This window comes from Paenibacillus sp. FW126-R14 (genome assembly GCF_058789495.1).
The window spans coordinates 19,956-34,750 of sequence record NZ_JBYTBS010000054.1; the positions used below are offsets into that span (position 1 = coordinate 19,956).

Below are 14,795 nucleotides of genomic sequence, written 5' to 3' on the forward strand. Positions count from 1 at the left end.
AACATGACGGATAAAAAGTGGCTCATCAGCATCGCGCTGATCATATCGGTGTTCGGCTTCTTATTGATCCGCTTTGCTTCGGAGTCCAGCAAAATCCAGTATATTGTCGATGAACTGAAGGGAAAAAAGGAACAAGCCTTCAAGGGGCGGCATATCGTACTGATTGAGCAGGAGCAGGGGCATCCATACTGGCAGCTGGTGGAGAAGGGGGCGACGGAGGCGGCGCAGGTCGATCATATTACCATCGAATGCATCGGACCGGTACGTAACAGCATGGAGGAGCAGATTAAATTGCTGGAGAAAGCCATCGCTTCCAAGGTGGACGGGATCATCGTGCAGGGGCTGAACGACAACATATTTACGCCCGTGATCAACAAGGCGGTGGAGCGGGGCATACCGGTTCTGACCATCGATACGGATGCTCCAACCAGCAAGCGGCTGGCTTATATCGGAACGGACAATGTAGAAGCGGGCCGACGTCTCGGGCATATCGTGGTGCAAACGACCGGCGGAACGGGCAAAATCGGCGTCATTATCGGCAGCGAGTCGGCTGAGAGCCAGCTGCAGCGATTAAGCGGATTAAGAAGCGTCATCGACGAGTACAAAGGGCTGCAAATTGTGGATGTGCGGGCTTCCAACATCTCCATGATGGAGGCGATCCAGCAGGCGGCGGACATGCTGCAGCTTCATCCAGACATCGGCATGATGGTCGGCACAAGCGCTACGGACGCCCTGGGCATTCTCCAAGCGAAAAAGGGCTTGAAGCGGGACGATATCCGGATCGCCGGCTTTGACGATTTGCAGGAAACGCTGGATGCTATTCGCAAGGGCGAGATTGAAGCGACTGTCGTTCAGCAGCCGTACGGTATGGGGGAGATGTCCGTCCATCTGTTTCATGATTTCTTCCAAGGCCGCACGCTTCCTTCCACACTGTTTACCAAGGTGGAGGTCATCGATAAAAGCCAATTGAAAGCGGAGAGATCCTCATGAGCATTCGTTCGAAATTGTTTATTTTTATCCCCCTGCTCGTGCTGCTGATGAGCTTTGTTTCCTATTTTTTGTTCGAAAGCGGCAAGAACGTCCAGGAAAGCTATTACCTGATGATGGACCGCATTCTGCTCTATAAGCAGGTTTCCAAAGAGAGCAAGGAGGTTATGCGGTACTTGAACCGGTACGTTATCCAGATCGATACGGAGAGCTACCCGGATCTGAGGATGCATTTGGAGGCACTGGAAGGCTTGAGAGAGCAGCTGGCGAATATGGAAAAAAATGAAGTGAATGCGCTCCCCATTCAAAATTATCAGAATATGATCGATACGTTCCAGGAGCAGACACGGGGCATGATCGGCGGTAAGGAGGGGAATTCCAACGCCAAGGCCGGGGCTTATCTGCAGGCTGAGCAGATCTCCCTTTATATCGGTGGGGACGGTCAGGCGCTAGTGGATTTGGAGCTGGAGCATTACCGGCCGATTTACGAGAACATCATGCTGACCACTGCCAAGATGAACAAGCTTGGCTTGTATCTGGTTTTTACAGTCGCGCTGCTCAGTATTGTTTTCTCGCTATGGTTGTCAAGCAGCATTAGCGGTCCGATACGTAGTCTCGTTCTTACGGCAAAGCAAATTTCCAAAGGTAAGCTGGATACGAAGGTTTCGGAGATTTCGACAGGCGATGAAATCGGTATCCTATGCCAAACCTTCAATCGCATGCTAGACAATATTCAGGAACTTATGGATAAAAACATGAAGGGGCTGGAGAATGACCGGCTGGTGAAGGAGCTGGAGCTGAAAACGCTGCAGAGCCAAATCAACCCGCATTTTTTGTTCAACACGCTGAATGCGATCGCGAAACTCGCCTACATTGAAGGAGCGGAGAAAACGAGCGATTTAACGGTATCCGTCTCGCGCCTGCTGCGCTACAACCTGCAGAAACTGGACCATCCGGTAACGCTTCGGGATGAGGTGCAGCATGCGCTGGAATATTTGGCGATTCAGAAGGCACGGTTCCGCGACCGGATTCAGTTTGTAACGGAGATTGACGAAAGGGCTATGGAGCAGATCGTTCCTTGTTTAACGCTGCAGCCGATTTTGGAAAATGCACTCGTGCACGGCATTGAAGGTATGGAGGAAGGTGCGCTATTAAAGCTGGGCATCGCCTGCGGGGAAGACCGGGTGCTCATTGAGATCGCCGATAACGGAGCCGGCATGAGCGAGGACATCAGAACCATGCTGCTTCAATCCATCGTAAAGGATGTTCCGCGGCCGCATAGAGGGAAGGAACAATCGACGGGGCTTGGGACGGCGAATGTCTTCAAGAGGCTGCAGTTGTTTTACGACGGAATGCAGAGCATCGAGATTATCAGCGCTGAAGGAGAGGGTACCACAATCAGGTTTTATCTGCCGCTGTCTACAGGTGCGGCTTGAACCGGAAAAGGGGAAGCGAATGATGTACAGATTGCTGATTGCCGATGATGAAGCGTTGGAGCGGGAGGGCCTCGAAATGATGGTCAGCCGCATGCTGCCGGGCCAGTTTGAGTTTATTCATGCGGAAAATGGGCGCAAGGCGATTCAAATGGCGGACGAGAAGCGCCCAGACTTTATTTTTATGGATATCAAAATGCCGGGAATACAGGGCTTGGAGGCCGTGCGCGAGATTATGTCACGTCATCAAGGGGTGCGGATCATCCTGGTGACGGCTCACGATTATTTCGCTTACGCGAAGGAAGCGCTGTCGCTCGGTGTGAAGGATTACATCCTGAAACCCGCCAAGCGCGATGAGCTGATAGATGTGCTGCGCAAGCAGGCAGCCGAGCTGGAGGAAGAGAAGCGCAGACGCGGGGAGGAACTTGAGATTCGCGAGAAGCTGACCCGGCTGCTGCCGCTGGCGGAGAATGAGCTGACGATGATGCTGATGATGGACTGCATCCAGGAACTTGATCTGCGGTATCTTGCGGAGCTGCTGAATATAAGCTGGGAACAGGGCTATGCGATGGTGCTGTCCTTTCCCTTCGGGGAGCAGAAGGATTGGGAACAGCTGCAAAGCGTCCGAAAGGTCCTGTACGAAGAGCTCAAGCAGTACGCCAAGCTGCAGATTGCCTGCATGGTCTCTCCTATGATCGGCAACCGGATGGCGGTTTTCGTCCCGGTTCCGTCTTATGGTGCGGGCTTTACAAACCGAGTGGATGCCCTTGTGTTTGGGGAACGGCTGCAGGCCTTCGCCGAACACCGATTCAGGCTGTCCCCGTCCATTGGGATCGGCACGGTCGGGAAAGGGATGGAGGGGCTTCGCCGCTCCTACCAGGAAGCGGCCGCCGCCTCGGCGGACTCGTCAGATGTCGTACGTATCCGGCATTATGAAGATATTTGCCAGCGCGACGGTATGCCGGGTATCGCGCTCGATGAGGAAAGAAAGCTGCTGGACGCGCTGCAGCGGCAGCATAAGGAAGAAGCGCGTATCCGCTTCTTGGATGTGCTGGAACGGCTGATCGCCGGCTCCGGGGCTGACGACCGTGTATGCCGGGATGAGGTCGTCGCGTTATTGATTTCCTTGGCCCGGCAAATATCGCATCGGTCCCCAGCGGAAATCGTCTCCCGCTTCGCCGGGGTGGCGGGGATGACCTCCCTGCGCCAGGCCGCGGCAGAGCAGCTGGAGCGGATTCTCGAGGATATGACCGAGGAGCGCCGCCAATTCGGCGTGATCGAGCGGGCAAAGTCGTATATCGGCGAGCATTACAAGTCCGATATCTCCATGGAGCAGACGGCGGAATACGTGAACCTGAGCCCGTATTATTTCAGCAAAATATTCAAGCTGCATACGGGGGAAACGTTCATTGATTACGTAACCCGGCTGCGGATTGATGAGGCCAAGCGGCTGCTGGAAAGTGAGGAGCTCAGCTTTAAAGAGATATGCTATATGGCCGGCTATAACGATCCGAACTATTTCAGCCGCATTTTCAAAAAAACGACGGGAGTCACGCCGACGGAATACCGTCAGCAGCTCAGCCCTTGAAGTCCTTGCTCCGGCAAGGACTTTTTTGCTTTCCTGCACAAAATGGTGCTGGAAACTGAAAATATTTGAATCCGTTTTCATATTCGGTCAAATGAATGCTGATAGAGGACGAAGGAGTGCGGACCGCCGATGTAGCGAGTCCGCTTTTGGCGCTGATACAATAAATTGTGTAAGCGGAATCAATTCGTTTAACCAATTTGAGGGGGAAATCGGGACATGAACAAATGGTTGAAAAGAACGGGTTATGGTATGGTGACGCTGGTGCTGGCCGCTTCCGTAGCAGGCTGTGGCATCGTATCGGACAGCAGCAAGGTGACTAAAAATAGCGGCAAGATTGTCATCGGCATGTCGATGGACACATTGAAGGAAGAGCGCTGGCAGAAAGACCGAGACATCTTTACGGAAAAAGTGAAAGAGCTCGGTGGGGAAGTCAAGGCGCTGGCGGCCAACGGAGATGACGCCACGCAGATGAGCCAGGCGGAGCAGCTGATTTCACAAGGCGTGAACGTGTTGGTCGTTATCCCGCATAATGCGGAAGCGACGGCTCAGATTGTGGAAAAAGCCCACAAGGAGGGGATCAAGGTCATCTCCTACGACCGTCTGATCAAAAATTCCGATGTGGATTATTACATCTCCTTTGATAATGTCAGGGTTGGCGAAATGCAGGCTAAAGCCGTGACCGACAAAGTAGCGAAGGGCAATTTCGTCTACATCGGCGGTGCGGATACGGACAATAACGCCCACATGTTTAAAGAAGGAGCAATGAATATCCTCAACCCGTTGAAGGAAAAGGGCGACATCAAGGTCGTGTATGACCAGTTCTCTAAGGATTGGAAGCCGGAAGAGGCACTGAAAAACATGGAGAATGCGTTAACTGCCAACAAAAACAACATTCAAGCGGTAGTAGCGGCTAACGACGGTACGGCGGGTGGAGTCATTCAGGCGCTTACGGCGCAAGGGCTGGCGGGTAAAATCCCGGTATCCGGACAGGATGCCGATTTAGCGGCCGTTCAGCGCATCGCCGAAGGCACGCAAACGATGACGGTGTACAAACCGATTAAATCGATCGCCACGAAGGCGGCGGAAATGGCTGTAGCGCTGGCAAAGCAAGGCCAAATCTCAGATGCCGGGAAGAAGGTCAACAACGGAAAAATCGATGTTCCTTCCGTCCTGCTGGATCCGATCTCCGTTGACAAATCCAACCTGGTGGACACAGTCATCAAGGACGGCTTCCACAAGCTGGAGGATGTGTACAAGAACGTGCCGAAGGACCAATGGCCAAAGCAATAACGGGAGTCGATTGCGGGGTAAGGCGCCGTCACCTGGCTGTCTTACCCCTTCCTCAAAAGTAACGATCCGATAGGAGCTGGGAAGATGCACGTATTGGAAATGATCGATATCTCGAAGGAATTTCCCGGCGTCAAAGCCTTGAGCGGCGTAAATTTTAAGGTGCGTCAGGGAGAAATCCACGCGCTCTGCGGTGAGAACGGAGCGGGCAAATCTACTCTGATGAAGGTGCTGAGCGGACTTTATCCAACCGGCACATATACGGGTGAAATCCGGGTCAACGGCGTGAAGCAGGAGTTCCGTTCCATCGCCGATGCAGAGAAGGCCGGTATCGGCATCATCCATCAGGAGCTTGCACTTGTGAAGGATATGACGATCGGGGAGAACATTTTCCTGGGGGCTGAGCCTACCAAGCGAGGTGTCATTCAATGGGATGATCTGTATTACAATGCCGCACTTTGGCTGAAGCGCGTCGGTCTACATGTCAGTCCGGATATGCGGGTTGGCTCGCTCGGCATCGGCCAGCAGCAGCTTGTCGAAATCGCCAAGGCGCTGTCCAAGCATACGAGGATCCTCATTCTGGATGAACCGACTGCCGCTCTGACGGAGAGCGAGGTCGAGATTCTGATGGGCATTCTTCATCAGCTTCGCGAGAATGGGGTTTCCTGCATTTACATTTCGCACAAAATGCCCGAGGTGTTCCGTCTTGCCAACAGCATTACGGTCCTGCGGGACGGTCGGACTATAGCGACGCTGGACAAGTGCGACACGAATGACGATGAAGTTGTCTCCTTGATGGTGGGGCGCGAACTGACCGAGCGATATCCCCGCGTCGCGCACACCCCCAAGGAAACGGTGCTTGAAGTGAGCAACTATTCCGTATGGCATAAGGAAAAAGACGGCCACCGCGTCATCCGCAACGTCAGCTTCGTTTTGCGCAAAGGGGAGATCTTAGGGATCGCCGGTTTGATGGGAGCGGGAAGGACGGAGCTCGTTACGAGCTTGTTCGGGGCTTATGAAGGAAGGGTCGAAGGGGAAGTGAAGATTGACGGCGAGCCGGCGAGGATCCGCTCGGTAGCCGACGCCATCCGGGCCGGAATAGGGCTAGTGACCGAGGACCGCAAGCGTCAGGGGCTCGTATTGTCCATGGACGTGAAAACCAACACGACCTTGGCTACGATGGATCGAGTTTCCAGATACGGCGTGATCAACGATAACGAAGAGATCAAGTGGGGCCAGAAGTATGTACAGGAATTAAAGACCAAGACGTCGTCGTTGGACACTCCCGTGAACACCTTGTCCGGGGGCAATCAGCAAAAGGTCGTCATCGGAAAATGGCTCATGTCCAATCCGAAAATTTTGATCATGGACGAACCGACACGAGGAATCGATGTCGGAGCAAAGTATGAAATTTACAACCTGATGAACCGGCTGGTCGATCAGGGAGTGGCCATCATCATGATTTCCTCGGAGCTGCCGGAGATTCTTGGGATGAGCGACAGGATACTTGTCATGAGCGAAGGACAATTCGTCCGCGAGCTGGATTATCGCGAAGCGACCCAGGAAAATATTATGCTGGCCGCTACAGGAGGGAAATAACGATGCAACCTGCCACACACACTACGGAAACGACGAGCTCCGTCAGCCCTAACCGGCCGGCATGGAAAAGCCTGTTCGGCAACATGGATGCGCGCGCTTATACGATGGTAGGCGCCTTGATTTTGATTTGGCTGCTTTTCGGCTTATTGAACGATACCTTTCTTACTCCGCGGAATTTGTCCAATCTGTTCACGCAGATGTCCGTAACCGCCATCCTCGCTGTCGGCATGGTGCTTGTGATCGTCGCCGGCCATATCGATTTGTCGGTAGGCTCCATCGTCGGGCTGACCGGTGGGATCGCCGCCATACTCAGCAATTGGTGGGGCATGCCGGCAGGCTTCGTCATCTTGGGGACGCTGGTGGCGGGGGCGATTCTCGGTATCTTCCAAGGATGGCTCGTCGCTTACAAGGCGGTGCCCGCCTTTATTGTCACGCTAGGGGGCATGCTCGTCTTTCGTGGGGTCTTGATGGGCGTGACGAAATCGACGACGATTTCGGTGTCCGATCCGGCTTTGGCGTTAATGGGCAACGCCTACTTCGCCAAAGGCTTCGGCTTGATTCTCGCCGTATTGGCCATCGCCGCCATCGTCTGGTCGACGTTCAGCAGGCGGAGATCCCAGCTTAAATACGGCTTCGGCGTGCAGCCTCTGGGAGTGGATATCTTGAAGGCGGCCGGTTATAGCCTGCTGGTGGTTTTGTTCGTGCTCGTCGTGAACAGCTATAAGGGCATCCCGTTTCCGATTATTTTCGTCATCGTGTTAGCCTTCTTGTTTTCCTTCATAGCTACGAGGACGACTTTCGGCAGGCACATATACGCACTTGGCGGCAACATGGAGGCGGCTCGCCTGTCCGGCATCAATATCAAAAAGAAAACAATGACTGTCTTCATGTTCAGCGGTCTGCTGGCCGCTATCGCCTCGATCGTGCTGACATCCCGTTTATCGTCGGCCACCATCTCGGCGGGCAATATGGCGGAGATGGATGCGATCGCCGCCTGCGTCATCGGGGGGACTTCACTGATGGGAGGCTCGGGCAAGGTATCCGGAGCGATCATCGGCGCCCTCGTGATGACGTCTCTCGACAACGGCATGTCACTCATGGGGCTGGAATCGTTCTGGCAGTACGTCGTGAAAGGAAGCATTCTCGTATTCGCCGTATGGCTGGACATTTCCAACAGAAATAAAAAAGCGGCTAAATAAGTGTTCCACCCGTCATTTTCCGATGGCGGGTTTTGGCATTGCCTTTCGCGTTACTGGGGTAGAGAGCGACATCGCCGGACCTGGCTGCTTTGGCTAGGGAAATGCTTGAATTTAAATGCTTGAATCGGTTGCAAGAAAGGACACATTTGCTAGTGCAAAATAATGCTAGAAAATTGAAAAATATTGTATTCGTTTTCATATTGGGTTAAATGAATGCTGATAGGGGGCAAAGGAATGCAGACTGCCACTGTAGCGGGCCCGCCTTTGATGCTGATACAATAGGTCGTGTAAGCGGAATCATTTCGTTTAACTAATAAGAGGGGGAAACCGGAATGTAGTATCAACATCGCGGGCCTTGAGGCAATGGCAAGGCGCAATCTGGCAATAGGGGTGATGTGTGCAAATATTGATACGAAATGTATCATAATGTAAGAAGATTACTACTTGTGGCCCCACTTTGGAAAATGCTTTCGGAATATATGGCGGAGAAGCAGTTTACAGTAATGAATCTAATAATTACCCCTGTAGGCATTTGCATTTTTAGGAAAAAAGGAAGGATAAGTTTTAGCTTGTAGGTAGCTATCATCAAATCAGTAGTCATAGGGGGAAAGGAAAAAATGCTAAAAAAAGTGAAACGGGTTATTTCTATTACATTATGTGTTGCTATATGTACAACACCACTATTAGCAGGGCAGGCTACTCAAAGAAGTTATGCAGCTGAGTCTGCACCACAGACATTGCCGATTTATATGGATTCTGAGCACTATTCCTTTAAGGAAAGGGCAGCAGACATGATTTCAAAGATGTCTATTTCACAGAAGGCAACTCAAATGAACGGAAGCGCATCGCCATCAATCACCCTTTCCGACGGCAAAGTAATTCCTTCATATGGCTGGTGGAATGAGGCGTTGCACGGTGTATCCCGGTACCAGCTTAATGCTTCTGGTAACGCGACAACCATCAATAATGCAACTTCATATCCAATTGGGCTTTCCATGGGAAGTTCATGGGACCCAGAGCTTATGCACAAAGTAGCAACGGCCATTAGTGATGAAGCTCGTGAAACAGCTCCTGATAGTGACCGCATGTTAACCTTTTACTCACCAACTATCAATCTAGCTCGTGATACGCGTTGGGGACGCACGGATGAAACCTTTTCTGAAGATCCCTTGTTAACAGCTGGAATTGCCGGACAGTTTGTAAATGGTCTGGAAGGCAAGAATATGGACGGCAGCCTGATTGATCCCAATGGGTACTTAAAGACTGTAAGTACCATAAAGCATTATACTGCGAATAATTCTGAAGTAAACCGTCTGAATGGCAGCTCTGATGTAACAGGTCGGGAGCTCAGAGAGTTCTATACTAAACCTTATAGAGAGATTATTAAAAATACGGATGTTACCTCTATTATGAGCTCTTATAATAGTGTTAATGGTACACCGGTTACATTAGACCGTAATTTAATGGAAACATTTCTTCGTCAAACCTTTGGGTTCTCCGGTTATGTAACAACGGACTGCGATAGTATAGCTATGGCTGTGTCACCATCCAGACAGAACTATATGTATCCCGGAATGACCAGGGCAATGACTACGCAAGAAGGATACGCATGGGCTGCAATGTTTGGTACGAATCTAGTATGTAATGCAGGGTATGCCGGCTCTAGCTATGGCGCGGAACTTCCAGGAGCAGCAGCAGCAAAACTTCCCACTCCTTCAGGCATATTCACAGAGAATGCGATAGATGTAGATTTGCTTGATCTGTATACTACTCGAATGAAACTGGGCGAGTTTGATGATACGGTTAGAAATGCAGCAGGCATCATTCAATCATCGACAAACAAAGTTTCCTGGTATGATGATGCAATTGCTAGAAGAACTGCTTTAGGAAATGGAAGCTTGTGGACGTTTAATTCGGGTACCGGCGGTGACGGTAAGAACATGACTCAAGAAAGATCTGATATTGCTCGTCAAGCAGCAGCGGAATCCTTGATCTTGTTAAGAAACAATCCAGTCGCATCAAATGGTAACAAGTCAGTGCTTCCAATCAATGTGCCTTCAACTGGTGAATTTAAAGTTGTCGTGTATGGTCTTAATGCTAATTTCAATACAACGAATAACAGCTTTTTCTTAGGTGGTTATTCTTCAGGTTCCGGCGCTAGCGGCATCGCTAAAATGGTAAACCCTTATAACGGTATCAAAGCAGAAATTCAAAAAATCAATCCCAAAGCTGTGGTTGACTGGAAAATGGGCTTCACCAATACTGATATAAAATATGCTAGTATGACGACACTAGATAATGCAGCGATTGATCTTGCTTCAGGTTATGATTTAGCTATCGTTGCTCTTGGCGCAGAACAAGCAACTGCTGCAGAGGATAGTGATAGAGGCGGCAATACAAACCCTAATAACACATTACCAGGAGCGCAGCTGGCGCTGGCTAATGCTGTTGCAGCGAAAAATCCTAAAACGGTCACCGTTATTGAAAGTACCAGCCCAGACGACCTATCAACTTTATCTGCAGATGTTCCTGCCCTGTTATGGAGTGGATACAACGGTCAAGTTAAGGGATTGGGACTAGCAGATGTTTTACTAGGTAAATATAACCCGAGTGGGCGTACATCAACCCTTTGGTTCAAGAATGACCAATTCCCTAGTATAAGAAGCTACAGAATTACACCTGGATCTGATACCTATAAAACAGGTAATAATACAAGTGCATCCACAACGGTTACTTCCCCTGGTCGCACATATATGTATTATGATGGATCAAGAGGAGCTCCTCTTTACAGTTTTGGATATGGAATGAGCTATTCAAACTTCGCATATTCCAATATGACAGTAACGGATTTAGGCGCAGGGAATTCTGTTGATGCTAACGGTACGATTAATGTCTCTATGAATATTACGAATACAAGTGATAGAGACGGAAATGATATTGTAGAGCTTTATGCTTCAACACCAGACTCTACCCAAACAGGTGTTAATCAACGTCCTATCAAACGTCTTATTGGATTCAAGAAAGTAATGGTAAATGCAGGGAAAACAGTTCCAGTTACCATAACCGTTAAAGTGCCAGACTTACGTTTTTATGATGAAGCAGCAGGTAAATGGGTTATGGATACAGGCAGATACAATTTGCAGTTCAGCACATCGAGTGCAGATGCGGATATTAAACTTAACAAGGATATTTTTGTTACAGGCTCATTAGCTCCTAAGTTAAGTGTTGTAACAGCAAAACCTCGTCAGGACAGTGACGTGGCATTAGATATCCCAACTCGGGTATTCTTCGATAAAGGAAAGAATGTACTTCCACAAGTTACGGTTGCAATGAATGATGATACGCTATATGGATATATTGCCAAGGGTTCCAGCAAAGCTATGCCAGCTGGAATGACCGTAACCTATAGCAGCAATAGACCTGGGGTGGTCTCAGTAGCAGGCGATCAAATCACTACTGTCGCAGCTGGCGTCGCAACGATTACCGCAACCGTTAGTTATGCAGGAGAACAGCGTTCAACTGACTTTATAGTCTATGTTAATCCTGCTATCACTCTTAAAGACCTCAGGATTAATGGGAATACAGTTAGCGGTTTTGATCCTTCCATAAAGCAGTATAATGTAGTAGTTCCTTTCGAACAGAATGCAGCTCCAGCGGTAGCGGCTACTTCTGCTAACGCCGAAAGCGTTGTAACAATCGTGCAAGCTAATGGTATTCCTGGAACAGCAAATATTACAGTAACTGATTCAACATTTAGTAGGGTTTATACAGTTAATTTTGGTCGTCCACCGGTAAGTGCTGAATTCAAAGGAGCAACAGCTTTAGATAGTCACTACTCCATCGTACGACAAGATTCGGATTATTCTTTCGCCACTAGTACTGGAGTGACTATCAGAACAAAACAGGCAGCAGTAAATGCAGTTCAGAACTTAGTTATGCAGCCAGCGATTGGCGATTTCGTATCGCAGACTGCTATGAATTTTTCAGCCACTCCTACTGTTAACAATCAGCAAGGCGGGTTGATCTATTATCAAGATGACTCTAATTACGTAAAACTTGTTTATGAACGTTCTACGGGAACTACAAACCGAATTGCATTGTATAATGTCGTCAATGGGACAGCGACCGTAGTTACGGGCAACACAAATTCAGCAGGCAACACAAAGATGTATTTACGTCTGATTAGAAACAATGGGGCAATTTCAGCACAATGGTCCGCTGACGGTGTCACGTGGTCTAGTTATTCCGGAACAGCTGCAGTGAATTTCGCTGCACCACAATTAGGCCTAATAGCAACTAATGGTAATGTAAGCGCGAGTGCACTCAATGTATCTTTTGAATACTTGAGAATTGGAAGCATTGATGCATTAAATCCTGTGGCGGATAAAATCCAAAAGGGTGGAGTAGATATTCCAGGATTTGATCCGCGCATTACAACCTATGATGTAGTTGTACCAAAGGATGCATTGCCTGGAGATTACGAGTACTCAGTAGAGTGTGGAGATGGTTTAACGTGTGTCGTGAACCAAGCAACAACCATTCCAGGCAATGCCACTGCTGTTATAACTAGTCCTTTCGGTACAACAACATATACCTTTAAGCTTAATTATCGGGCTGAAAGCTTCAACTTTGTTAATACAACATCTGAGAATTTGTCAAACTTCTGGACAATTCTTAAACAAGATGCTGCTAATTACTCATTAGTACAAGGTAAGGGACTACGTCTTCCTACATTAACGGGGGATATCTATCAAACAAATGCCGCTTGGAATAACGTATTTACAGCCCCTGCCGGTGGTGATTGGGATATTGTTACTAAGGTCCACTACCCTGTAGCACCATCTGCAACCTATCAACAATTTGCGTTCTTAGCTTGGCAGGATGAGGATAACTATATAAAGCTGGATGCCGAAAACAACGGAAGTGGCATTCTAGTCCAATCTGGACGTGAAGTCAATAAGGTATTCACTTCATCTGGAACAAGTGCGGTTAATGCCAATAGAGACGCCGCTTTAACCGTTTACCTAAGAATGGCTAAGATCGGAAATAGTTACCAGTGCTCATATTCGTTGGATGGCATTAATTATACAAATGTAGGTGCAGCAATTAATTTAAGCCTTAACAATATCAAAATGGGACTATTCGCAACGAAGAACTCAGCTAGTAGCCCAGTAATAGATACCTATGTAGAATATGTTCAGGTACTGAATACAAATGAAGCACTACCGGTCACTCCAGCTCAAATGAAACTTAATGCTGCAACCAAAGTTTCTGAATATGTTAGAACGCTATTACCCGAAACCGTGCAATTTAGTGAAGGATCAAACACTGTACAACTCGTTAATAGCATTACTCCAACGTATACCATCAGCTACGGTTCAAGTGATGCGAGTATCCTGTCTGCAACAGGTAGTGTTACTCAATCTGTCTACACAAGAGAAATCACGTACACGTATACGATTTCTGATGGAACTAACAATGTAGTAAGTACTCCTATTCACTTAAGCGTACCTGGAACGGAAGGATCAGCACCTCAAGTTGATGCAAAGGCCAGCATTAGTGGCCCTTCATCGCCAGTGGTCGTGGGTCAGGAAGTTAACCTTCCGGTTGGGGTTACTGGATTGACTCATAATTTTAATATTCTAAGTGCGGAGTTAAAGTACGATCCGGCTATGATTGAGTTTGCTACTTCACTGAATAGTGGTATCAACGTCTTGCAAGCAGGTTCAGTTACTTCTTTACGGACTGGACTCCAAGTTCTTGAGACAGCTGTGAAACCGGAAGCAGGAGAAATCCTGATTATTATGGGAATCACAGGAACATTCTTAACAGGTGATGGGGAATTATTCGTTCTTCACGGCAAAGCCAAGGCTAATGCCGCTGCCGGGACTACAAATGTTGCTGTAACCAAGCAGGAAATGGTCGGTGACGAGAACCATCATTCATTACTCGACACATCTCAGGCTACGATAGGCATACAAGTTGTGCAGGCAGATAAGACGGCATTGAATACAGCAATTACAGATGCTCAGCAAGTGTTAAACTCTGCAGTGGAAGGATCAGCCCCAGGTCAATATCCAACGGGTACGAAGGCCGCACTTCAAGCTGCGATTGATGCTGCAATCGGTGTCCGTGATAGTATTACGGTAACGCAATCTGATGTGAACTTAGCAGTGTCGACATTAACGACAGCAGTGAGCACATTCAGAGCTAGCGTGAATCCAACGACTTCACCTTCAGTTGATTTAGAAGCATTAAATCAAGCGATTGCTTCAGCTCAAGCTAATGTTTCTAAAGCTACAGAGGGCAACAAAATCGGTCAATATCCAGCAGTTGCAATCAGGAACCTTCAAGCAGCTATTGATGCAGCGAACAACGTGAAGACCAACAGTGGAGCTACACAGTCGATGGTTGATGCAGCGGTAGTAACATTGAATGATGCTGCATTAACATTCACAACGAAGCTTGTGACTCTTGTACCTGGAGAGACCTCCATTACGATCCAGGATCTGTCGATACTTGCTAAATATTACGGTGTCAAGAAAGATCAACCTGATTGGGAAAAGGTAGAGAAGGCTGATTTGTTCGATAATCATGAGATTACGATTGTTGAATTAGCAGCAGTAGCACGTATGATTGTAGCGAATTGGCTTCAGCATTAAACAATTGATGTAAGTGAAGTAAAGAGGGGGGCGCTTCTTC

At 48.7% G+C, this 14,795-nt stretch carries 7 protein-coding genes; all 7 read left to right on the forward strand.

The genetic code is table 11. The features are described from left to right. Positions 1-3 precede the first annotated feature (3 nt). The 7 genes from AC3WRW_RS26265 to AC3WRW_RS26295 all read left to right on the forward strand — a co-directional run bounded on the left by AC3WRW_RS26265 (position 4) and on the right by AC3WRW_RS26295 (position 14,755). Positions 4-990, forward strand: a complete 987-nt coding sequence (locus tag AC3WRW_RS26265) for a sugar-binding protein (protein WP_492549183.1) — start codon at positions 4-6, stop codon at positions 988-990. Further along, on the forward strand, positions 987-2,423 hold the full coding sequence (locus tag AC3WRW_RS26270; RefSeq protein WP_492549184.1) for a sensor histidine kinase: 1,437 nt from the start codon (positions 987-989) through the stop codon (positions 2,421-2,423). The genes AC3WRW_RS26265 and AC3WRW_RS26270 overlap by 4 nt, the downstream gene beginning before the upstream one ends. A gap of 22 nt (positions 2,424-2,445) precedes the next feature. Next, on the forward strand, positions 2,446-4,008 hold the full coding sequence (locus AC3WRW_RS26275; RefSeq protein WP_492549185.1) for a response regulator: 1,563 nt from the start codon (positions 2,446-2,448) through the stop codon (positions 4,006-4,008). Positions 4,009-4,224: 216 nt separating this feature from the next. Then, positions 4,225-5,298 carry a D-xylose ABC transporter substrate-binding protein gene (gene xylF / locus AC3WRW_RS26280; protein ID WP_492549186.1) on the forward strand — a complete coding sequence of 358 codons (1,074 nt, stop codon included), beginning with the start codon at positions 4,225-4,227 and terminating at the stop codon, positions 5,296-5,298. An 84-nt stretch (positions 5,299-5,382) separates the two neighbouring features. Further along, positions 5,383-6,894, forward strand: coding sequence for a xylose ABC transporter ATP-binding protein (locus AC3WRW_RS26285; protein WP_492549187.1), 1,512 nt, complete (start codon positions 5,383-5,385; stop codon positions 6,892-6,894). A gap of 83 nt (positions 6,895-6,977) precedes the next feature. Continuing rightward, the gene (locus AC3WRW_RS26290) at positions 6,978-8,093 is read left to right on the forward strand and encodes a sugar ABC transporter permease (protein WP_492549199.1); all 1,116 of its coding nucleotides are present in this window, start codon (positions 6,978-6,980) and stop codon (positions 8,091-8,093) included. A 617-nt stretch (positions 8,094-8,710) separates the two neighbouring features. After that, positions 8,711-14,755 carry a glycoside hydrolase family 3 C-terminal domain-containing protein gene (locus AC3WRW_RS26295; RefSeq protein ID WP_492549188.1) on the forward strand — a complete coding sequence of 2,015 codons (6,045 nt, stop codon included), beginning with the start codon at positions 8,711-8,713 and terminating at the stop codon, positions 14,753-14,755. The last annotated feature ends 40 nt before the right edge of the window (positions 14,756-14,795 follow it).

Coding starts and splice junctions, on each gene's coding strand:
- AC3WRW_RS26265 (WP_492549183.1), top strand. CDS start 4: ATGACGGATAAAAAGTGGCTCATCAGCATCGCGCTGATCATATCGGTG.
- AC3WRW_RS26270 (WP_492549184.1), top strand. CDS start 987: ATGAGCATTCGTTCGAAATTGTTTATTTTTATCCCCCTGCTCGTGCTG.
- AC3WRW_RS26275 (WP_492549185.1), top strand. CDS start 2,446: ATGTACAGATTGCTGATTGCCGATGATGAAGCGTTGGAGCGGGAGGGC.
- xylF (WP_492549186.1), top strand. CDS start 4,225: ATGAACAAATGGTTGAAAAGAACGGGTTATGGTATGGTGACGCTGGTG.
- AC3WRW_RS26285 (WP_492549187.1), top strand. CDS start 5,383: ATGCACGTATTGGAAATGATCGATATCTCGAAGGAATTTCCCGGCGTC.
- AC3WRW_RS26290 (WP_492549199.1), top strand. CDS start 6,978: ATGGATGCGCGCGCTTATACGATGGTAGGCGCCTTGATTTTGATTTGG.
- AC3WRW_RS26295 (WP_492549188.1), top strand. CDS start 8,711: ATGCTAAAAAAAGTGAAACGGGTTATTTCTATTACATTATGTGTTGCT.